Here is a 19,838-nt window from a genome sequence, read left to right as displayed (position 1 = left end):
CGTGACCGGTGGTCTTACGGCCTGCGGGCCGAGGTGACGCGGTAGACGTCGTAGACGCCCTCCACGCCGCGGACGGCCTTCAGGACGTGCCCCAGGTGCTTGGGGTCGCCCATCTCGAAGGTGAAGCGCGAGGTGGCCACTCGGTCCCGGGAGGTCTGGACGGCCGCCGAGAGGATGTTGACGTGCTGGTCCGACAGGACCCGCGTGACGTCCGAGAGGAGCCGGGAGCGGTCCAGGGCCTCGACCTGGATGGCGACCAGGAAGACCGAGGACTGGGTGGGCGCCCACTCGACCTCGAGGATGCGCTCCGGCTCGCGGGAGAGCGATTCGACGTTGAGGCAGTCGCTGCGGTGGACCGATACGCCGCTGCCCCGGGTGACGAAGCCGATGATCGGGTCTCCGGGCACGGGGGTGCAGCAGCGGGCCAGCTTGACCCAGACGTCGTCGACGCCCTTGACGACGACACCGGGGTCGGCGCTCGAGCGGCGCTTGGCGCGGCCGCGCGAGGGCGGGGCGGTCTCGACCAGGTCCTCGTTGGCGGCCTCCTCGCCGCCGAGCGCCTGAACCAGCTTCTGCACGATCGACTGGGCGGTGACATGGCCCTCGCCGATGGCCGCGTACAGCGAGGAGATGTCGCTGTAGCGCATCTCGTGGGCGAGGGTGACGAGGGAGTCGCCGGTCAGGATGCGCTGGATCGGCAGGTTCTGCTTGCGCATGGCCCGCGCGATGGAGTCCTTGCCCTGCTCGATCGCCTCGTCGCGGCGCTCCTTGGAGAACCAGGCGCGGATCTTGTTGCGGGCCCGCGGGGACTTGACGAAGCCGAGCCAGTCGCGGGACGGGCCGGCGCCCGCGGCCTTGGAGGTGAAGACCTCGACCAGGTCGCCGTTGTCGAGGGTCGACTCGAGCGGGACGAGCCGCCCGTTGACCCGCGCGCCTATGGTGCGGTGGCCGACCTCGGTGTGGACGGCGTAGGAGAAGTCGACGGGGGTGGCCCCGGCCGGCAGCGCTATGACGTCGCCCTTGGGGGTGAAGACGAAGACCTCGTTGCGGGAGAGGTCGAAGCGGAGGGACTCCAGGAACTCGCTGGGGTCCTCGGTCTCCTTCTGCCAGTCCAGCAGCTGGCGCAGCCACGCCATGTCGTTGAGGTGGTCGTCCTTGCCGGTCTTCTTCGGCACGTCGGCGCGCACCTTGGAGGCGCCGGCGACGGCCTCCTGCTTGTACTTCCAGTGCGCGGCGATGCCGTACTCGGCCCTGCGGTGCATGTCGAACGTACGGATCTGCAGCTCGACGGGCTTGCCGTTGGGTCCGATGACCGTCGTGTGGAGCGACTGGTACATGTTGAACTTCGGCATCGCGATGTAGTCCTTGAACCGGCCGGGGACCGGGTTCCATCGCGCGTGGACGGTGCCGAGTGCGGCGTAGCAGTCGCGGACGGTGTCGACGAGGACACGGATGCCGACCAGGTCGTAGATCTCCGCGAAGTCACGGCCGCGGACGATCATCTTCTGGTAGACGCTGTAGTAGTGCTTGGGGCGGCCGGTGACGGTGGCCTTGATGCGGGCGGCGCGCAGGTCGGCCTGGACCTCGTCGGTCACTATCGCGAGGTATTCGTCGCGCTTGGGCGCGCGCTCGGCGACGAGCCGGACGATCTCGTCGTACATCTTGGGGTAGAGGATCGCGAAGGCGAGGTCCTCCAGCTCCCACTTGATGGTGTTCATGCCCAGGCGGTGGGCCAGGGGCGCGTAGATCTCGAGGGTCTCGCGGGCCTTCTTCTCCTGCTTCTCCCGCTTGAGATAGCGCATGGTGCGCATGTTGTGCAGCCGGTCGGCGAGCTTGATGACCAGGACGCGCGGGTCCTTGGCCATGGCGACGACCATCTTGCGCACGGTCTCGGCCTGCGCCGCCTCGCCGAACTTGACCTTGTCGAGCTTGGTGACGCCGTCGACGAGGAGGGCGACCTGGTCGCCGAAGTCGCGGCGCAGGGTGTCGAGGCCGTACTCGGTGTCCTCGACGGTGTCGTGCAGCAGTCCGGCCATCAGCGTCGCCGGGTCCATGCCCAGCTCGGCGAGGATGGTGGTGACGGCGAGCGGGTGCGTGATGTACGGGTCGCCGCTCTTGCGCTTCTGGCCGCGGTGCCAGCGCTCGGCGACCTGGTAGGCGCGCTCGACCTGGCGGAGCGTCGCCGTCTCGATCTTGGGGTCGTTGGAGCGGACGATCCGCAGCAGCGGTTCCAGGACCGGGTTGTACGGGGAGGAGCGCTGGACGCCCAGGCGGGCGAGGCGGGCGCGCACGCGGTTGGAGGAGCCGCCGGAGCGGGCCGGAGCGGGGGGCACGGGCCGCGCCGCGGACGGCTGGACCGGCGCCGGCGTGGGGGCCACGGGCGAGGGGCTGCTCTCCGCGGACGTGTTCTGGGGCGTGGCGGGGCCCGGCCCGGCCTTCTCGGCCTGCTGGTCGGGCTGCGCTGCGGAGAGTGGCTGGGCCTCGTCTGGCAAGAGCGCTCCTCGTGCGGTACCGGGTCCCCCGGACAGGCCCGGAAAGCCCATGGTATCGACCCGGGCGCCGGGGTGCGCACGCGTGGGGCCGGTGCGCGGGGCACCCTCCCCGCCGGGGGTCCCTTTCCGGGACATACCGGAGAACGGACGGGGCGCCCCGGGGATTCCCCCGAAGCGCCCCGCTCCGTACTCGTCCACGGCGTCAGACCGTGATCAGCGCCTCCAGGGGAGCGCCGCGCAGGGCGGGCTCCAGGCGGGCGCGCCCGGCGAGGAAGCCGAGCTCCATGAGGACCGCGACACCCGCGACCTCGGCCCCGGCCCGCCGGATGAGCTCCAGCGCGGCCTCGGCGGTGCCGCCGGTGGCGAGGACGTCGTCGATGACCAGGACCCGGTCACCGGGCAGCAGGTCCTCGGCGTGCACCTCGATCTCGGCGGTGCCGTACTCCAGCTCGTACGCCTGCTTCAGCGTGGCTCCGGGCAGCTTGCCCGCCTTGCGGACCGGGATGAAGCCCAGGCCCGCGCGGACCGCGACGGGCGCGGCGAGGATGAAGCCGCGCGCCTCCAGGCCGACGACCTTCGTCGCGCCGTGCGTGGCGCACAGCGTGGCGAGGGTGTCGGTCAGGGCGGTGAACGCCTCCGGGTCCGCGAGCAGCGGGGTGATGTCCTTGAACAGCACGCCCGGCTTCGGATAGTCGGGGACGTCCCTGATCCGGCTGAGGAGCAGAGCCGTGGTGTCCGGGGCCTCGGCTGTCATCCGCGGGGCTCCGACGCCTGCCCGCGACGGCCGCGCTGGCCGACGACGGCGGCTTCCGCCTCGTCCTGGAAGTGGTCCGCGTCCTCGGCGCCGTCGTCCGGGGACTCGCCCTTGGCGGCCGCGGCGGCCCGCTTGGCGACGACCCGCTTCCTCAGCGCCTTGATCGCGGGCTCGCGCTCCTTGAGGTCGGCGACGAGCGGGGTGGCGATGAAGATCGAGGAGTACGCACCGGCGGCGAGGCCGACGAAGAGCGACAGCGAGATGTCGTTCAGCATGCCGGCGCCGAGGAATCCGCCGCCGATGAAGAGCAGGCCGGCGACCGGCAGCAGCGCCACGACGGTGGTGTTGATCGACCGGATCAGCGTGCTGTTGATCGAGCGGTTCGCCAGGTCGCTGTAGGTGTAGCGGCTCTGCTTGGTGATGCTCTTCGTCCCCTCCTTGAGGGAGTCGAAGACCACGACCGTGTCGTACAGCGAATAACCGAGGATCGTCAGCAGACCGATGACCGTGCCGACCGTGACCTCGAAGCCCACCAGCGTGTAGATGCCCACGGTGATGGTGAGGTCATGGATCAGGGCGATGAGCGCCGCGACCGCCATTCTCCATTCGAAGGCGATGGCCAGATAGATCACCACGAGGATCATGAAGACGGCGAGACCGGTCCATGCCTTGTTGGCGATCTGCTCGCCCCAGCTGGGACCGACCAGCTCCGCCGCGATCTTGCTCTCGGGGATGTTGAGGTCCTTGGCGAGCTCGGCGCGGACCTGGTCGGACTTGGCGGTGTCGAGGCCGCCGACCTGGATGCGCAGCGCGCCGCTGCCGAGCTTCTGGACGACCGCCTCGTGGCCGGAGGCCTCCTCCGCGTGCTCCTGGGCCTGCGAGACGGAGATGTCCGACTTCGGGGTGGTGAAGACGGCGCCGCCCTGGAACTCGATGCCCATGTTCAGACCACGGACGGCAAGGGCCACGATCGCCGTGATCGTGATGAGGATCGACAGGCCGTACCAGAGCTTGCGGTTGCCGATGAAGTCGTAAACGATCTCACCGCGGTTGAGCCGGGCGCCGAGGCTGTTGGTCTTGGCCATGTCACGCCTCCTTCGGGTCGACAGAGCCGGCGGCGGGGGCGGCGGCACGGCGGGAGCGGCGCAGCGGCGGCTTCGCGCCGAGGCGCTTCGGGTCCAGTCCGGACCAGGCGTGGCCGTCGCCGTAGAACTTGGTGCGCGCGAGCAGCGTCATCAGCGGCTTGGTGAAGAAGAACACCACGACCACGTCGAGCAGGGTGGTCAGGCCGAGGGTGAACGCGAAGCCCTGGACCTTGCCGACCGTGACCACGAAGAGCACGGCGGCGGCGAGGAACGACACGAAGTCGGAGACCAGGATCGTACGACGGGCACGCGGCCAGGCTCGCTCGACGGCCGGGCGCAGCGTGCGGCCCTCGCGGACCTCGTCGCGGATGCGTTCGAAGTAGACGATGAACGAGTCCGCGGTGATACCGATGGCGACGATGGCACCGCAGACGGCCGGGAGGTTCAGCGCGAAGCCGATGGCCGGGCCGAGCAGCGACATGATCACGTAGGTGAGGAGGGCCGAGGCGCCGAGGCTGAGCAGGGCGATCAGCGACAGGCCGCGGTAGTACACGACCAGGTAGATCACCACGAGCGCCAGACCGATCGCACCGGCGATCAGACCCGCCTCGAGCTGCTCGCCACCGAGGGCCGCGGTGACGGTGTCGACGCTCTGGGTGTCGAAGGAGAGCGGCAGCGCGCCGTAGGACAGGATGTTGCCGAGGTCCTGGGCGGACTGCTGGGTGAAGCTGCCGGAGATCTCCGCGTTGGCGCTGAGCGCCGTGCGCACGGACGGGGCCGAGACGACCTCGCCGTCGAGGACGATCGCGAACTGGTTCTGCGGCTCCTGCTGCTGCGCCAGCTTGCTGGTGATCTTCGAGAACTTCTTGGCGCCCGCGTCCGTGAACTCCATGTTCACGATCCACATGCCGCGCTGCTGGTCGAAGGTGCCCTGGGCCTCGTCGACGTCCCTGCCGTCGACCTCGGCGGGGCCGAGGAGGTACTTGGCGTCGCCTTCGGCGCCGCACGCGACGGTCGGCTGCTCCGCGGGGACACTGCGGGCCGGGTTGGGCACGACCTTCTTGGCGCCGGCCTTCTCCGCCTTGGGAGTGCAGTCGAGCGCCGCGAACTGCTGCTGCAGCTTCGCGTCGGCCGAGTCGGCCGCGGGCGGGGTCGCCGCGGGCTCGGGGGACTTCGAGGCGTCCGGCGTGGCGCTCCCGGAGGCGCTGGGGCTGGGAGCCTTCTTCAGCGCTTCGCTGACGGCTCGTCCCTGCGTGGCGCCCGCGGACGGGGTGGCCGAGGTGCCGGCCTTCGGCGTGGCCGAGCCCGACGGTTCGGCGGACGGCTTCGCGGAGCCGGACGGCGTGGGGCTGCCGGACGGCGTCGGAGTCGTCGGTCCGCCCGGCGCCCAGGTCAGCACGGGTCGGAAGTGCAGCTGGGCGGTCGTACCGACCTGCTCACGCGCCTGCTTCTCGTTCACACCCCGGGGGATGTTGACGATGATGTTCTCGCGGCCCTGCGTCTGGACCTCGGCCTCGGAGACACCGAGACCGTTGACACGGCGGTCGATGATGCCGACCGCGGTGTTCATGTTGGTCTCGTTGACGGCCTCTTCCTTGCCCGGCTCCGCCTTCGCCTTCAGCGTGATCGACGTGCCACCGGCGAGGTCGATGCCCAGTCGCGGCGTGGTGTGACCCGACCAGAACATTCCGCCCGTGAGCGCGACCATCGCGATCAGGATCAGAGCCAGGGCACGCCCCGGCCTGCTCTGGCCCCCCGGGCCCCCCGCCGGCCTTCGGGCCTTCTTCGGTGCTGCCACCTTGTCGTTTCTCCCTGTCCAACCGTTCCGCGCCGGGTGTGCGCGTACGGCCACGAAGTGTGTGTGGGGACCTGCCCCCGCAGACGTGCAACCGTGCCGGGGACCGCGGACGCCGGGTGGGCGTCCTGGCGGTCCCCGGTCGCGACTACTTCCCGTCCGTCTCGCCGTCGGCCTTGACGTCCTTCTTGACCTCGCCGCCGGTCTCGGCCGCGTCCGCCTTCTTGGTCAGGTCGGTCTTGGCCTCCCCCGAGACCTCCACGGCGTCGTGCTCGGCATCCTCGGCGGACTCGGTCAGCGAGGAGGCGTCGTCGGGCACGACGGCGGCGTCGGCGTCGGGCTCGTCGCCGTGCACGATCCGGTTGTACTCCTCGTCGGCGAGAACCGCGCCGATGGAGTTCTTGGCGTAGACGGCGTGCACGCCGGGCGCGACCTCGAGGAGGACGGTCTCGTCACCGACCTCCTTGACGGTGGCGTACATCCCCCCAATGGTCCGTACGCCGGTGCCGGGCTGCATCTGGTTGCGCATCTCCGCCGCCGCCTGCTGCTTCTTCTTGGCAGAGCGGGTCATCAGGAACATGGCCCCGATGAGGACGATGAAGGGGAGGAGGGTCACGATACTCACGGGACGGGTTTCCTTCGCACGGACGCGGAGAAACCGCGGCCTGATCTTCGGGGGTGGGCGTGCCGACCAGAAAGGTCGGCATCGGCGGAGTCTAGGCGAGTCCGCATCGATGGAACAACGTCCAGCATCGCACCGCGGTTCCTCGTCCGACGAGTCTCCGCGCCGTCACCGTGCCGTCACGCCCCGAAGAGCCCCTGTTGTCCGCTTCCCCGCGCCCCCGGGGCCGCTGCCTGCGGCGGGACGAGCCCGAGATGGGTCCATGCGGCGGGAGTGGCGACCCGACCACGGGGCGTACGGGCCAGGAGTCCTTCTCGTACGAGGAAGGGCTCGGCGACCTCCTCGACGGTCTCCCGCTCCTCCCCCACGGCGACCGCGAGGGTCGACAGGCCGACCGGGCCGCCGCCGAAGAGCTTGAGCAGGGCCTGCAGGACGGCGCGGTCGAGCCGGTCGAGGCCCCGGCTGTCCACTTCGTACACCCCGAGGGCGGCGGCGGCGATCTCGCGGTCGATCACTCCGTCGGCCCTGACCTGGGCGTAGTCCCGGACGCGACGGAGGAGGCGGTTGGCGATGCGGGGGGTTCCCCGGGAGCGGCCGGCGATCTCGGCGGCTCCGGCGGTGTCGATCTCGACGGCGAGGAGGCCGGCGGAGCGGTGGATGACGCGCTCCAGCTCGGAGGGGTCGTAGAACTCCATGTGGCCGGTGAAGCCGAAACGGTCCCGGAGCGGGGGCGGCAGGAGTCCGGCGCGGGTGGTGGCGCCGACCAGGGTGAAGGGCGGGAGCTCCAGGGGGATGGCGGTGGCGCCGGGGCCCTTGCCGACGATGACGTCGACGCGGAAGTCCTCCATCGCCATGTAGAGCATCTCCTCGGCGGGGCGGGACATCCTGTGGATCTCGTCGAGGAAGAGGATCTCGCCCTCCTGGAGGGACGAGAGGATCGCGGCGAGGTCGCCGGCGTGCTGGATGGCCGGGCCGGAGGTGATCCGGATCGGGGCGTTCATCTCGGCCGCGATGATCATCGAGAGGGTGGTCTTGCCGAGGCCGGGGGCGCCGGAGAGCAGGACGTGGTCGGCGGTGGCGCCGCGCTGGCGGGCGGCCTTGAGGACGAGGTCGAGCTGCTGGCGGACCTTCTCCTGGCCGACGAACTCGCCGAGGTCCTTGGGGCGCAGGGCCGCCTCGACGGCCTGGTCGTCACCTTCGGCGGAGGCGTCGACGATCCGCTCCTCGGCGGCCGGTGCGGTGTCGTCGTCCCAGTTCACGTGTGTCTGCCTTCTCGGTCGTCTCGGTGCGGTACGGGTACGGGTACGGGTACGGGTACGGGCCGGGGTTACCGGGCGCGGTTGAGGGTCTGGAGCGCGGCGCGCAGCAGCTGCGGGACCGGGGCGGAGCCGGATTCGGCGATGGCGGCCTCGGCCTGCGGGGTGACGGCGGTGACGGCGTCCTCCGCCTCGCGGCTCGCGTAGCCGAGGCCGATGAGCGCGGCGGACAGCTGCTCCGTCCACGGGGCGGGGCCGGAGGCGGCGGCGCGCTGGGCGCCGACCAGGCCGCTGGTGCCGAGCGGCCGGCCCAGCTTGTCCTTCAGTTCGAGGAGCAGCTTCTGGGCGCCCTTCTTGCCGATGCCGGGGACGGCGGTGAGCGCTTTCTCGTCTCCGGTGGAGACGGCCAGGCGCAGGGCGTCGGGGCTGTGCACGCCGAGCATGGCCTGGGCGAGGCGCGGGCCGACGCCGCTGGCGGTCTGGAGGACTTCGAAGACCTGCCGCTCGTCGTCGTCGGCGAAGCCGTAGAGCGTGAGGGAGTCCTCGCGCACCACCAACGACGTGGCCAGCCGGGCTTCCTGACCGATCCTCAGGTCGGCGAGGGTGGTCGGGGTGCACTGGACGGCCATGCCCACACCGCCGACCTCGATCACGGCCGTGGTGGGGGCGAGTGCGGCGACGGGGCCACTGACGAAGGCGATCATCGGGTACGGCCTTTCGCGGTGCGCGGAGCGGAGGTCGGGGCGGACGGCACGGAAGCGGCACCGGAGGCGGTCCGGGCCGCGGCGGTGTGCTGGGCGACCGCCTGCTGGAGGCGGTTCTGGGCGGGGGCCCGCCAGATGTGGCAGATGGCCAGCGCGAGGGCGTCCGCCGCGTCGGCCGGCTTCGGCGGTTCCGCGAGGCGCAGCAGCCGGGTCACCATGGCGCCGACCTGCGCCTTGTCGGCCCGTCCGCTGCCGGTGACGGCTGCCTTGACCTCGCTCGGGGTGTGCAGGGCGACGGGGATGCCGCGCCGGGACGCGCACAGCATGGCGACCGCGCTCGCCTGGGCGGTGCCCATGACCGTACGGACGTTGTGCTGGCTGAACACCCGCTCCACGGCGACCAGTTCGGGAGAGAAGCGGTCGAGCCACTCCTCGATGCCGCGCTCGATGCCCACCAGCCGTACGCCGATGTCCGCGTCCGCGGCCGTCCGCACCACGCCCACGCCGAGCATGGCCAGGGGCCGGCCGGCGACGCCCTCGACGACGCCGATCCCGCACCGGGTCAGCCCGGGGTCCACCCCCAGTACGCGCACGCCACCACCCCTGCCTCGACCATCGTTCATGTGTTTGTGCAGGCTATCGGCTCGCACTGACAACCCCCCACGAACGGCGACGGGCCGACGGGAGTGTGTCCCCGTCGGCCCGTCCGAGACGGCCCGCCGTCAGGCGTCGACCTTCTCCATGACCTCGTCGCTGACGTCGAAGTTGGCGAAGACGTTCTGCACGTCGTCGCTGTCCTCGAGCGCGTCGATCAGCTTGAAGATCTTGCGCGCGCCCTCTTCGTCGAGTTCGACCTGCATAGTCGGGAGGAAGTTGGAGTCGGCGGAGTCGTAGTCGATGCCGGCCTCCTGGAGGGCGGTGCGGACCGCGACCATGTCGGTGGCCTCGCTGATCACCTCGAAGCTGTCACCGAGGTCGTTGACCTCCTCGGCGCCCGCGTCGAGCACCGCGCCGAGGACGTCGTCCTCGGTCAGCTCACCCTTGGGGAGCACGATGACGCCCTTGCGGTTGAAGAGGTACGAGACCGAGCCGGGGTCGGCCATGGAGCCGCCGTTGCGGGTCATGGCGACGCGGACGTCGGAGGCGGCGCGGTTGCGGTTGTCGGTGAGGCACTCGATGAGCACCGCGACACCGTTCGGACCGTAGCCCTCGTACATGATCGTTTCGTAGTCGACGCCGCCCGCCTCGAGACCACCGCCGCGCTTGACCGCGGAGTCGATGTTCTTGTTCGGGACGGAGCTCTTCTTCGCCTTCTGGATGGCGTCGAAGAGGGTCGGGTTGCCGTCGATGTCGGCACCGCCGGTACGCGCGGCGACCTCGATGTTCTTGATCAGCTTCGCGAAGAGCTTGCCGCGCTTGGCGTCGATCACGGCCTTCTTGTGCTTCGTCGTAGCCCATTTAGAGTGGCCGGACATCTGCCTGTCTCCTTCGCGTAACCCATTACTGAACGAACCCCAGAGATCCTACCGGGATCGTGTCACCGCGCCGCGCGCACCATGTCGACGAACAGGGCGTGGAGGCGGTGGTCTCCGGTGAGCTCGGGGTGGAACGAGGTCGCGAGGGCGTGTCCCTGTCGTACGGCGACGATGTGCCCCTCGTGCTCGGCGAGGACCTCGACCCGCGCGCCCACCGACTCGACCCAGGGGGCGCGGATGAAGACGCCCTCGACGGGGCCGTCCTCGATGCCGCGCACCTCGACGCCGGCCTCGAAGGACTCGTTCTGCCGTCCGAACGCGTTGCGGCGGACGATCATGTCGATGCCGCCGAAGGTCTCCTGGCCCGAGCGCGGGTCGAGGATCTTGTCGGCGAGCATGATCAGGCCGGCGCAGGTGCCGTAGACCGGCAGGCCGGCGGCGATGCGCTCGCGCAGGGGGCCCATGAGGCCGAACAGCTCCGCCAGCTTGGAGATGGTGGTGGACTCGCCGCCGGGGATGACCAGGCCGTCGACCTCGGCGAGTTCTTCGGGGCGCCGGACCGGCCTGGCCACGGCGTCAGCCGCGGCCAGGGCGATCAGGTGCTCCCGTACGTCGCCCTGGAGAGCCAGGACACCGATCACAGGAGTGTTCATGGGGGTTTACCAGCCGCGGTTGGCGTAGCGCTCGGACTCGGGGAGGGTGTCGCAGTTGATGCCGACCATGGCCTCGCCCAGGTTGCGGGAGGCGTCCGCGATGATCTTCGGGTCGTCGTAGAAGGTGGTGGCCTTCACGATGGCGGCGGCGCGCTTGGCCGGGTCGCCGGACTTGAAGATGCCGGAGCCGACGAAGACGCCCTCGGCGCCGAGCTGGCGCATCAGCGCGGCGTCGGCGGGGGTGGCAACGCCACCGGCGGAGAACAGCACCACCGGCAGCTTGCCCAGCTCGGCGACCTCCTTGACCAGCTCGTACGGGGCGCGCAGGTCCTTGGCGGCGGCGAACAGCTCGTTGTTGTCGTAGCCGCGCAGGCGGGCGATCTCGTTCTTGATCTGGCGCAGGTGGCGGACGGCCTCGACGACGTTGCCGGTGCCGGCCTCGCCCTTGGAGCGGATCATGGCCGCGCCCTCGGCGATGCGGCGCAGGGCCTCGCCCAGGTTGGTGGCGCCACAGACGAAGGGGGTGGTGAAGGCCCACTTGTCGGAGTGGTTGACCTCGTCGGCCGGGGTGAGGACCTCGGACTCGTCGATGTAGTCGACGCCGAGGGACTGCAGGACCTGGGCCTCGACGAAGTGGCCGATGCGGGACTTGGCCATGACGGGGATGGAGACGGCGCCGATGATCTCTTCGATCATGTTCGGGTCGGACATCCGGGCCACGCCGCCGTCCTTGCGGATGTCCGCGGGGACCCGCTCCAGGGCCATGACGGCCACGGCGCCGGCGTCCTCGGCGATCTTCGCCTGCTCGGCGTTGACCACGTCCATGATCACACCGCCCTTGAGCTGCTCGGCCATGCCGCGCTTGACGCGGGAGGTGCCGATCGCGGACGACTCGGCGGACGGGTTGCTGTCGGGAAGCGTGGTGGACACAGGGACCTCACTCGGGAAAGCGGTGTGGAGACATAGAGAGGAAACAGGCCACCTGCGGTCCACAGCAAGGGCCAATACCCACCCCGTGGATCGTTTTCGTTGCTTTCCCAGGCGAGACGGGTCAGGTCGGGCGATCGGCAAGGGCCACCGGCGGCTCGTCGTCCATTTCGAAGGCCAGCGGGAAGGGGGCGTGGCCCGCGAGGCGGAACAGACGGACCGTACGGTGGCGGCGCAGCGCGCGGGCGGCGCGTACGGAGTCGTTGTGGAACCTGCGGGCCATGGGGACCCGGCGGACGGCCGCCGCCAGTTCGTCGGCGGCCTCGTCGCCGCCGGGGGCCTGGCGTACGACCTCGACCTGCTCGGGCTCGCCGAACACGGCGCGCAGGGCCTGGCTCAGCTCGCTCTCGGCGACCTCGCGGTGGTCCTCCTCGGCCTGGCGGGCGGCGTGGGCCGCTTCGTAGAGCACGATCGAGGCGGCCGGGTCGAGCACTCCGGCGGTGGCGAGCTCCTGCGTGACCGAGGCCCGGCGGAGCAGCTGGGCGTCGAGGGCGGCGCGGGCGGCGTCGAGCCGGGAGTGCAGCCGGTCGAGCCGCCCGGCGGTCCAGCTGAGGTACAGGCCGATCGCGATGAGCGCGACGACAATCCAGATCAGGGTTACGGTCACGGGCGCACAGGCTACCGGGGCCGCGGCGGCGGCCCTGCCCGCAGGTGGTGGCCGGGCCCGGGGCCCGGCCGGTCGGCCCGGCCGGAGGCACGGTCACCCACCGGTCGGGGCGCCCGTCCGCAAGGGCCCGCCTAGCCCCCTCCCGCCGGGGCCCGGCCTGGGGCGCCCGTGGCGCCGGGCCGGCGGCGTCCGGCGGTCCGTCAGTCGCGGGCCGCCAGGCCGAAGCGGGCGCGCAGGCCCGTGCGTTCGTCCGCGGCCACCGAGGCCGCGCCGTCCGTCACCGTCTCGTACACGGCCAGGATGTCCGCGCCCACCGTCGACCAGTCGAAGCGCCGTACGTGCGCGCTCCCCCGGGTCCGGAGCTCCTTGCGGCGCTTCTCGTCCCCGAGGAGCCGGATCGCGGCGTCCGCCAGCGCGTCGGCGTCCTCGTTGGCGAACAGCTCGCCCGCGCCGCCCTGGTTCAGGACCTGGGCGAAGGCGTCGAGGTCGGACGCGAGGACCGGCGCCCCCGCCGACATCGCCTCCACGAGGATGATCCCGAAGCTCTCGCCGCCGGTGTTGGGTGCCACGTACACGTCGACGCTGCGCAGCAGACGGGCCTTGTCCTCGTCGCTGACCATTCCGAGGAACTCGACCCGGGCGCGCATCTCGGCCGGCAGCGAGGCCACGGCCTCCTCCTCGTCGCCGCGCCCCGCGACGAGCAGACGCGTCCCGGGCCGCTCCGTGAGGATCTTCGGCAGGGCCCGCATCAGGACGGGCAGCCCCTTGCGGGGTTCGTCGATCCGCCCGATGAAGCCGAGGGTCTCCCCCTGCCACTCCGCCTTCGGCTCGGCCCGCGCGAAGAAGTCGACGTCGACGCCGTTGGGGATGACGACGGCGTCGCCGCCCAGGTGCTCGACCAGCGTCCGGCGCGCGTACTCGCTCACGGCGATGCGCGCGCTGATCTTCTCCAGGGCCGGCTGGAGGATCGGGTACGCGGCGATCATCGCCCGCGAGCGCGGGTTGGAGGTGTGGAAGGTGGCGACGATCGGCCCCTGCGCCGCCCAGCAGGTCAGCAGCCCCAGCGAGGGGGAGGCCGGTTCGTGGATGTGGATGACGTCGAAGGTGCCCTCGTGCAGCCAGCGCCGTACCCGCGCCGCCGAGAGGAAGCCGAAGTTCAGCCGGGCCACGGAGCCGTTGTACGGCACGGGCACGGCGCGGCCGGCCGAGACGACGTACGGCGGGAGCGGGGTCTCGTCGTCGGCGGGGGCGAGGACCGAGACCTCGTTCCCGAGCCGGATCAGATGCTCGGCGAGGTCGCGGATGTGGAACTGGACGCCGCCCGGCACGTCCCAGGAGTACGGGCAGACGATGCCGATCCTCACGCGGTCCGCTCCCCGTCCGCGCCGGCGGCGCGCCGCTCGCCCGCACCGTCGCCCTGCTTCCCGGCCTGGCCGGCGGCGCGCGTGGCCCCGGGCTCGCCGCTTCGCTCGTCGAGATCCGCGAGCCACAGTCGTTGCAGCATGTGCCAGTCCTCCGGGTGGTCGGCGATGCCGGTGGCGAAGGCGTCGGCGAGCGCCTGTGTCATCCGGGACGTCTTCTCGGCCCGCGTGCCCGTCTCGGGGACGTCGACCGGCGGGTACACCTGCCCCTTCATGACCGGGGAGTCGTCGTACCAGAGCGTCACCGGCAGCAGCAGGGCGCCGGTGTGCTGCGCCAGCATCGCCGGGCCGGCCGGCATCCGCGCGGTGTCGCCGAAGAAGGTGACCTCGGTGCCGGACGACGACAGATCGCGGTCGGCGACCAGGCAGACCAGTCCGCCGGCCCGCAGCCGTCGCGCCAGGGTGCCGAAGGCGGCGCCGCCGGTGTGCGGCAGGACCTCCATGCCCAGGGACTCGCGGTAGGCCACGAAGCGGTCGAACAGCGTCTCCGGCTTGAGCCGCTCGGCGACCGTCGTGAACGGCACGCCGAGGGCGCGGGTCACCCACACGCCCGCCAGGTCCCAGTTGGCCAGGTGCGGCAGGGCGAGGACCACACCGCGCCCGGACGCCAGCCCGTCCTTCAGATAGTGGATGTCCTTGATGTCGACACTGCCCGCGACGCGCTCCTGGCTCCAGGCCGGCAGCCGGAAGGACTCCATCCAGTACCGCATGTAGGAGCGCATGCCGGCCTTCGACAGCGCGGCGAGCCGCTCCGGGCCGGCATCGGGCGCCACGCGCGCGAGGTTGGCCTCCAGCCGGAGCACGCTCGCGCCGCGCCGCTTCCAGACGGTGTCGGCGATCCGCCGGCCGAGGCGGGCCGCCACCGGCTCGGGAAGTCTCTTGACCGTCGACCAGCCGAGCCCGTACAGCCCGTCGGTCAACCGGTCCCGCAGGTCACCGGCGCCGCTCATGACGTCGCCTCGCTCCCCCGGCCGGCGCCCGCGTCCCCCCGGGCGTCCGCCTCCGCGGACTCGCGCCGTACCGTCACGACCCGCTGCCCGAGCGTCACCGCCGAGCCGACGGCCACGATCCAGAGCGCGATCGGCAGCAGGACGTCGATGCCGGGCACGCCGAACGCGTGCAGTCCGGCCAGACCGGCGGCGACCAGCGAGATCACCAGGCGCTCGGCCCGCTCGACGAGACCGTTGACCGCGACCGGCAGGCCGATCGCCTCTCCACGGGCCTTGGTGTACGACACGACCTGGCCGCTGGCCAGGCAGAAGATGGCGACCGCGCACAGGACGTTGTCGTCACCGCCGCCCGCGTACCAGAGGGCGAAGCCGCCGAAGATGGCGCCGTCGGCGACCCGGTCGAGCGTGGAGTCGAGGAAGGCACCCCAGCGGCTGGAGATGCCGGCCTGCCGGGCCATGTTGCCGTCGACGAGGTCGGAGAAGACGAAGAGGGTGATGACGATCGTGCCCCAGAAGAACTCTCCCCGGGGGAAGAAGACCAGGGCGCCCGCCATCACTCCGGCCGTGCCGATGAGCGTGACCGCGTCGGGGCTCACGCCCCGGCGGAGCAGAAACGCGGCGAACGGTGTGAGGACACGCGTAAAAAATGCACGCGCGTACTTGTTCAGCATGGCCTTCCCGACGTTCGGTGGGCCGCGGCCCCTACGACCACCGGCTCGCCCATCGTAGCCAGGACCCGCACGCGCCACCGTCGGGCACCCGGTCCGCCGCGTCGGGTACGACGTATGGACGCATGGTGACGTCGGTGCAAAGCTCGAAGGACAACCGCGGGCGTCGCCGGAGCTGCACGCGAAGCACCGTCCGCCGCGCCCCCTCCCCTCGCCCGCGCCCACCTCGACGTGCGAGCGATCGGGAGGAACATCATGGGCGACAAGGCGAACGCACACACCGGGGCCGCCGGCAGGGCGCCGACGGCCGACCGGCCCTCGGCGGTACGGAACGTGGTGCTGGTCGGCCACAGCGGATCGGGAAAGACCACCCTCGTGGAAGCCCTCGCGCTGGCCACCGGAGCGGTCAACCGGGCGGGACGCGTCGAGGACGGCGGGACGATCTCCGACTACGACGAGATCGAGCACCGCCGGCAACGTTCCGTACAGCTCTCCCTCGTCCCGCTGGAATGGGACGGGTGCAAGATCAATCTCCTCGACACCCCCGGGTACGCCGACTTCGTCGGGGAGCTGAGGGCCGGTCTGCGCGCGGCGGACGCGGCCCTCTTCGTCGTCTCGGCGGCCCAGGAGGCCGACGCCGTCGCCGGATCCACCCGCGCGGTGTGGGAGGAGTGCGCGGCCGTCGGCATGCCCCGCGCCCTCGTCGTCACCCACCTGGACACGGCCCGCACCGGCTTCGCCGAGCTCACCGAGGTGTGCGCCCGGATCTTCGGGGGCGACGACCCGGACGCCGTGCTGCCGCTCTACCTCCCCGTCCACGGCGCCGAGGCGCCCGACGGTCATGCCCCCGCCACCGGCCTGGTCGGGCTGCTCTCGGAGAAGGTCTTCGACTACTCCGGCGGCGAGCGGCGCGAGAACCCGCCCGACGAGGAGCAGCGGCCGCTCATCGCCGAGGCCCGGTCCCGCCTCATCGAGGGGATCATCGCGGAGAGCGAGGACGAGTCCCTGATGGACCGCTATCTCGCCGGGGAGCGGATCGACCTCACGACCCTGATCGCCGACCTGGAGAAGGCCGTCGCCCGGGGCACCTTCCACCCGGTGCTCGCCGCCGCGCCCGCCGCCGACGGCGGGAAGCAGGGGCTGGGGACCGTCGAACTCCTGGAGCTGATCACCCGCGGGTTCCCCACCCCCCTGGAGCGCGAGGTGCCCCCGGTGACCACGCCCGCGGGCGAACCCCGCCCGCGGCTCGTGTGCGACCCGGACGGCCCGCTCGTCGCCGAGGTGGTCAAGACGGCCTCCGACCCCTATGTCGGCCGGATCTCGCTGGTCCGCGTCTTCTCCGGGACCCTGCGCCCCGACCAGACCGTCCACGTCTCCGGGCACGGCCTGACCGACCGGGGGCACGAGGACCACGACGTCGACGAACGGATCGGCGCGCTGACCACCCCCTTCGGGAAGCAGCAGCGGCCGCTCGACCGCTGTTTCGCGGGCGATCTGGCCTGTGTCGCCAGGCTCGGCCGCGCGGAGACCGGCGACACCCTCTCCGCCAAGGACGATCCGCTCCTGATGGAGCCGTGGACGATGCCCGACCCGCTCCTCCCGCTCGCCATCGAGGCGCACAGCAAGGCCGACGAGGACAAGCTGTCCCAGGGTCTCGCGCGGCTCGTCGCGGAGGACCCGACCATGCGCCTCGAACAGAACCAGGACACCCACCAGGTGGTGCTGTGGTGCCTCGGCGAGGCCCACCGCGACCTCGCGCTCGAGCGGCTGCGCGACCGCTACGGCGTCCAGGTCGACGCCGTCCCGCACAAGGTGGCGCTCCGCGAGACCTTCGGCGGTCCGTCGGCGGGGCGGGGTCGGCACGTCAAACAGTCCGGCGGGCACGGCCAGTTCGCCATCTGCGAGATCGACGTCGAGCCGCTGCCCCCGGGCAGCGGCATCGAGTTCGTCGACAAGGTGGTGGGCGGCGCCGTGCCGCGGCACTTCATCCCGTCCGTCGAGAAGGGCGTACGGGCCCAGGCCGCGCGCGGGGTCGCCGCCGGGTATCCGCTGGTCGACGTGCGGGTCACCCTGCGCGACGGCAAGGCGCACTCGGTCGACTCCTCGGACGCGGCCTTCCAGACGGCGGGGGCGCTGGCCCTGCGCGAGGCGGCCGCCGAGGCGAGCATCCAGCTCCTGGAGCCGGTCGCGGAGGTCCAGGTCCTCGTCCCCGACGAATACGTGGGCCCGGTGATGAGCGATCTGTCGGGGCGGCGCGGCCGGGTCGTCGGCACCGAGCAGGCGGGGCCGGGGCGGACCGTGGTGCGCGCCGAGGTCCCGGAGATCGAGATGGGGCGGTACGCCGTCGACCTGCGGTCCGTCTCGCACGGCACCGGGCGCTTCGACCGCTCGTACGCCCGTCATGAGGCGATGCCGCCGCCGGTCGCGCACAAGCTCCGCGAACAGGCGGCGGCCGGGGTGTAGTCGGCGCGCCGGAGGCGAGTCCGGCGCGCGGTCGGCCGGCACATGGTCCGCCGGCGCCGCCCGCCGGACACGCCTCCGGTGGGCGGCATCCGGCCGTCCGCTCCCCAATCCGTGACGCATCCGCCGGTACCCGGTTACGCTGTGGTGCCCAGCTCAGAAGGTGTGCGGGGCACGGTAGTTGGGAACAGGCCGCAGAGGAACACGCGGTGAACCACGCGGGCACGCGGCGATGGGGGCGGCAGTGACGATCGGCAGTTTCGGACCCGGGGCGCAGATCCCTCTCCAGGGCTCGGACGGACAGACGGCGGCGACGCATGCCCTCGCCTCCGCCGCGTACCGCGACGGTCCGCTCGAGGAGATCCTCAAGGCCAACAACGACGTCCACCAGTCGAAGGTGGTCGAGGGCAAGTGGCACAAGCTCTTCCGGCCGGACCTCGGCGAGGCGTTCGCGCGCGCGGTGCAGGTGCGAATGCTCGGCGGTGCCCGTAACGCCCTGATCCAGTCCTTCGGCACCGAGCCGCAGCCGGTGGTCGAGCACTGTCTGGCCGCCACCCGCATCCGCAAGCAGCGTGACACCAAGCTGACGCTGGTCACCTTCGTCTTCGGTGTGGTCTTCCTGCCCGGCCTGCTGCTCTGGCTCGGCGTGATCCAGCTGCGCCGCATGGTCTCCGGCACGGAGAACCGGCGGACCGGAGCCGTCGGGACCGCGCTGCTCCTCGGCGCGGGTCTGCTGGCCGCGCTGGTCCTGTTCAAGCTGCCGTTCGGCGGGCTGCCGGCGTTCTACCTCCGGGCCATGCTGGTGGCCCCGGTCATCGGCTGGTTCCTGGCCAAGCGGATCTGCGAGTCCACCGCCCGGGACTTGCGGGCCCGCTGGGACGGTCTGCTCAGCGGCGGCGGGATCGCCGCCAGGATCCCCGAGGCGGTCCCCGGGGACCCGACCGAGAAGGCCGCCGAGGACCTCCGCCAGAACCTGGAGAAGCTGACCGCCGAGCAGCACTCCAACGTCGTCTTCTACGCCGGCCCCAAGGGAATACTGGGCATGGGCACCCGCTGGGGCAGCTGGACCCTCGCCGAGGAGCTGGTGCCGCAGGAGGGGCGGGAGATCCACGACTTCCGCGCCTGGGACGTCGTGCGCAAGATCCACGACGAGCTGTCGCTCCTGGAGCGCGGCTCCCTCAAGACCGGCTTCCCGAAGCCGACCGTCAAGCACTGGATCGTCTCGCCCATCGGCGAGGGCGCCGACGAGGTGGCCCGTCCGGCAGGCGACAACGTCGTCCACTTCCAGGTCAAGCCGCACGAGATACAGCGCATCTGCAACGACCAGCAGTTCGGCAGCGGCAACCGGCACTACCTCGGCGTGCAGTTCACGCTCTGGGACGGCCAGCTCGTCCTCACGATGATGATCACGGTCACCTCGCTGCTGCACACCCTGCGCGTCGAGGTCACCGGCCACGCGCTGGGTCCGGTCCACTCGCTCTTCACCACCAAGCCCAAGGCGAAGACGAAGGCGGTCTCCAAGACGGTCCGGTTCTGGGAGACGAAGGAGATCCAGCTGCCGCTGATCGAGACCGACGAGGTGGTCCGTCTCGCGGTCCGGGCCCCGCTGACGTGGTTCCCGCCGGTGCTCGACTTCCTCGGCGGCAAGCTCGTCCTGCCGGAGCCGTTCGGTCTGCGGCACGCCTGGGCAGCCCAACCCTGGCGTCACCGCTTCATGGCCGACGACGCGATCCGGGCCGCTACCCCGGTGATGCGCGCGGTCCATTCCGCGACCATCAAGGTGCTCGACGATCACGGCGTGGACACGGAGCGCTTCACCAACCGTTCGCTGATCCTGAGCGGCCTGGTCCAGGAACCGGCGCCGCGGAGGGCCGACCTCTACGACGCCTGACGCCGGTCGGGCCCGACC

17 protein-coding genes are annotated in these 19,838 nt (G+C 71.5%); 2 read left to right on the top strand and 15 right to left on the bottom strand.

Going from position 1 to position 19,838, the window contains the following annotated elements; translation table 11 throughout:
- Positions 1-14: 14 nt before the first annotated feature.
- The 15 genes from ACFZBD_RS28820 to pgsA form a co-directional block, all read right to left on the bottom strand.
- Positions 15-2,492: a RelA/SpoT family protein gene (locus ACFZBD_RS28820; protein ID WP_391145042.1), complete on the bottom strand. Its 2,478-nt coding sequence runs from the start codon at positions 2,490-2,492 to the stop codon at positions 15-17.
- A 202-nt stretch (positions 2,493-2,694) separates the two neighbouring features.
- Positions 2,695-3,246: an adenine phosphoribosyltransferase gene (locus ACFZBD_RS28815; RefSeq protein ID WP_391145039.1), complete on the bottom strand. Its 552-nt coding sequence runs from the start codon at positions 3,244-3,246 to the stop codon at positions 2,695-2,697.
- The gene (secF, locus tag ACFZBD_RS28810) at positions 3,243-4,331 is read right to left on the bottom strand and encodes a protein translocase subunit SecF (protein ID WP_391145036.1); all 1,089 of its coding nucleotides are present in this window, start codon (positions 4,329-4,331) and stop codon (positions 3,243-3,245) included. The genes ACFZBD_RS28815 and secF overlap by 4 nt, the downstream gene beginning before the upstream one ends.
- Position 4,332: 1 nt before the next feature.
- Positions 4,333-6,129: a protein translocase subunit SecD gene (gene secD, locus ACFZBD_RS28805; protein WP_391145033.1), complete on the bottom strand. Its 1,797-nt coding sequence runs from the start codon at positions 6,127-6,129 to the stop codon at positions 4,333-4,335.
- 145 nt (positions 6,130-6,274) lie between these two features.
- Positions 6,275-6,751 (bottom strand): preprotein translocase subunit YajC, encoded by a 477-nt coding sequence (yajC, locus tag ACFZBD_RS28800; protein ID WP_391145030.1) that lies wholly within the window; start codon positions 6,749-6,751, stop codon positions 6,275-6,277.
- 176 nt (positions 6,752-6,927) lie between these two features.
- Entirely contained in the window at positions 6,928-8,007 is a 1,080-nt protein-coding gene (gene ruvB / locus ACFZBD_RS28795; protein ID WP_391145026.1) for a Holliday junction branch migration DNA helicase RuvB, read from the bottom strand.
- A gap of 68 nt (positions 8,008-8,075) precedes the next feature.
- Entirely contained in the window at positions 8,076-8,708 is a 633-nt protein-coding gene (ruvA, locus tag ACFZBD_RS28790) for a Holliday junction branch migration protein RuvA (RefSeq protein WP_391145023.1), read from the bottom strand.
- A complete protein-coding gene (gene ruvC / locus ACFZBD_RS28785; RefSeq protein ID WP_391145020.1) occupies positions 8,705-9,301 on the bottom strand; it encodes a crossover junction endodeoxyribonuclease RuvC in 597 nt (198 codons plus the stop codon). Before ruvC ends, ruvA begins: the two co-directional genes overlap by 4 nt.
- A gap of 129 nt (positions 9,302-9,430) precedes the next feature.
- Positions 9,431-10,183, bottom strand: coding sequence for a YebC/PmpR family DNA-binding transcriptional regulator (locus tag ACFZBD_RS28780; RefSeq protein WP_391145018.1), 753 nt, complete (start codon positions 10,181-10,183; stop codon positions 9,431-9,433).
- A gap of 62 nt (positions 10,184-10,245) precedes the next feature.
- Positions 10,246-10,836, bottom strand: coding sequence for a pyridoxal 5'-phosphate synthase glutaminase subunit PdxT (gene pdxT, locus ACFZBD_RS28775; RefSeq protein ID WP_391145015.1), 591 nt, complete (start codon positions 10,834-10,836; stop codon positions 10,246-10,248).
- 6 nt (positions 10,837-10,842) lie between these two features.
- Positions 10,843-11,766, bottom strand: a complete 924-nt coding sequence (gene pdxS / locus ACFZBD_RS28770; protein ID WP_391145012.1) for a pyridoxal 5'-phosphate synthase lyase subunit PdxS — start codon at positions 11,764-11,766, stop codon at positions 10,843-10,845.
- 121 nt (positions 11,767-11,887) lie between these two features.
- Positions 11,888-12,430, bottom strand: a complete 543-nt coding sequence (locus ACFZBD_RS28765) for a hypothetical protein (RefSeq protein WP_391145010.1) — start codon at positions 12,428-12,430, stop codon at positions 11,888-11,890.
- 200 nt (positions 12,431-12,630) lie between these two features.
- Positions 12,631-13,794, bottom strand: a complete 1,164-nt coding sequence (locus tag ACFZBD_RS28760; RefSeq protein WP_391145008.1) for a glycosyltransferase — start codon at positions 13,792-13,794, stop codon at positions 12,631-12,633.
- On the bottom strand, positions 13,791-14,801 hold the full coding sequence (locus ACFZBD_RS28755) for a phosphatidylinositol mannoside acyltransferase (protein WP_391145005.1): 1,011 nt from the start codon (positions 14,799-14,801) through the stop codon (positions 13,791-13,793). Before ACFZBD_RS28755 ends, ACFZBD_RS28760 begins: the two co-directional genes overlap by 4 nt.
- Positions 14,798-15,472, bottom strand: a complete 675-nt coding sequence (pgsA, locus tag ACFZBD_RS28750) for a phosphatidylinositol phosphate synthase (RefSeq protein ID WP_391145002.1) — start codon at positions 15,470-15,472, stop codon at positions 14,798-14,800. The genes ACFZBD_RS28755 and pgsA overlap by 4 nt, the downstream gene beginning before the upstream one ends.
- Positions 15,473-15,724: 252 nt before the next feature.
- Between pgsA and ACFZBD_RS28745 the strand changes: the two genes are divergently transcribed.
- Together ACFZBD_RS28745 and ACFZBD_RS28740 are read left to right on the top strand one after the other, a co-directional pair.
- Complete coding sequence (locus ACFZBD_RS28745; protein WP_391144999.1) at positions 15,725-17,932, top strand: elongation factor G-like protein EF-G2; 2,208 nt, start codon at positions 15,725-15,727, stop codon at positions 17,930-17,932.
- Between the two features lie 229 nt (positions 17,933-18,161).
- A complete protein-coding gene (locus tag ACFZBD_RS28740; protein ID WP_391144997.1) occupies positions 18,162-19,820 on the top strand; it encodes a hypothetical protein in 1,659 nt (552 codons plus the stop codon).
- Positions 19,821-19,838: the final 18 nt, after the last annotated feature.

Source organism: Streptomyces sp. NPDC008121, assembly GCF_042957155.1.
Lineage (GTDB): Bacteria > Actinomycetota > Actinomycetes > Streptomycetales > Streptomycetaceae > Streptomyces.
Note: the sequence above shows the minus strand (reverse complement) of the source record. Positions and strands in the feature narration are given on the sequence as shown.

What these genes read in the sequence shown, in the direction of transcription:
- pdxT (WP_391145015.1), bottom strand. Translation starts at nt 10,836, where the DNA reads ATGAACACTCCTGTGATCGGTGTCCTGGCTCTCCAGGGCGACGTACGG.
- ACFZBD_RS28755 (WP_391145005.1), bottom strand. Translation starts at nt 14,801, where the DNA reads ATGAGCGGCGCCGGTGACCTGCGGGACCGGTTGACCGACGGGCTGTAC.
- ACFZBD_RS28780 (WP_391145018.1), bottom strand. Translation starts at nt 10,183, where the DNA reads ATGTCCGGCCACTCTAAATGGGCTACGACGAAGCACAAGAAGGCCGTG.
- ACFZBD_RS28745 (WP_391144999.1), top strand. Translation starts at nt 15,725, where the DNA reads ATGGGCGACAAGGCGAACGCACACACCGGGGCCGCCGGCAGGGCGCCG.
- secF (WP_391145036.1), bottom strand. Translation starts at nt 4,331, where the DNA reads ATGGCCAAGACCAACAGCCTCGGCGCCCGGCTCAACCGCGGTGAGATC.
- pgsA (WP_391145002.1), bottom strand. Translation starts at nt 15,472, where the DNA reads ATGCTGAACAAGTACGCGCGTGCATTTTTTACGCGTGTCCTCACACCG.
- ACFZBD_RS28815 (WP_391145039.1), bottom strand. Translation starts at nt 3,246, where the DNA reads ATGACAGCCGAGGCCCCGGACACCACGGCTCTGCTCCTCAGCCGGATC.
- ruvA (WP_391145023.1), bottom strand. Translation starts at nt 8,708, where the DNA reads ATGATCGCCTTCGTCAGTGGCCCCGTCGCCGCACTCGCCCCCACCACG.
- ACFZBD_RS28740 (WP_391144997.1), top strand. Translation starts at nt 18,162, where the DNA reads ATGGGGGCGGCAGTGACGATCGGCAGTTTCGGACCCGGGGCGCAGATC.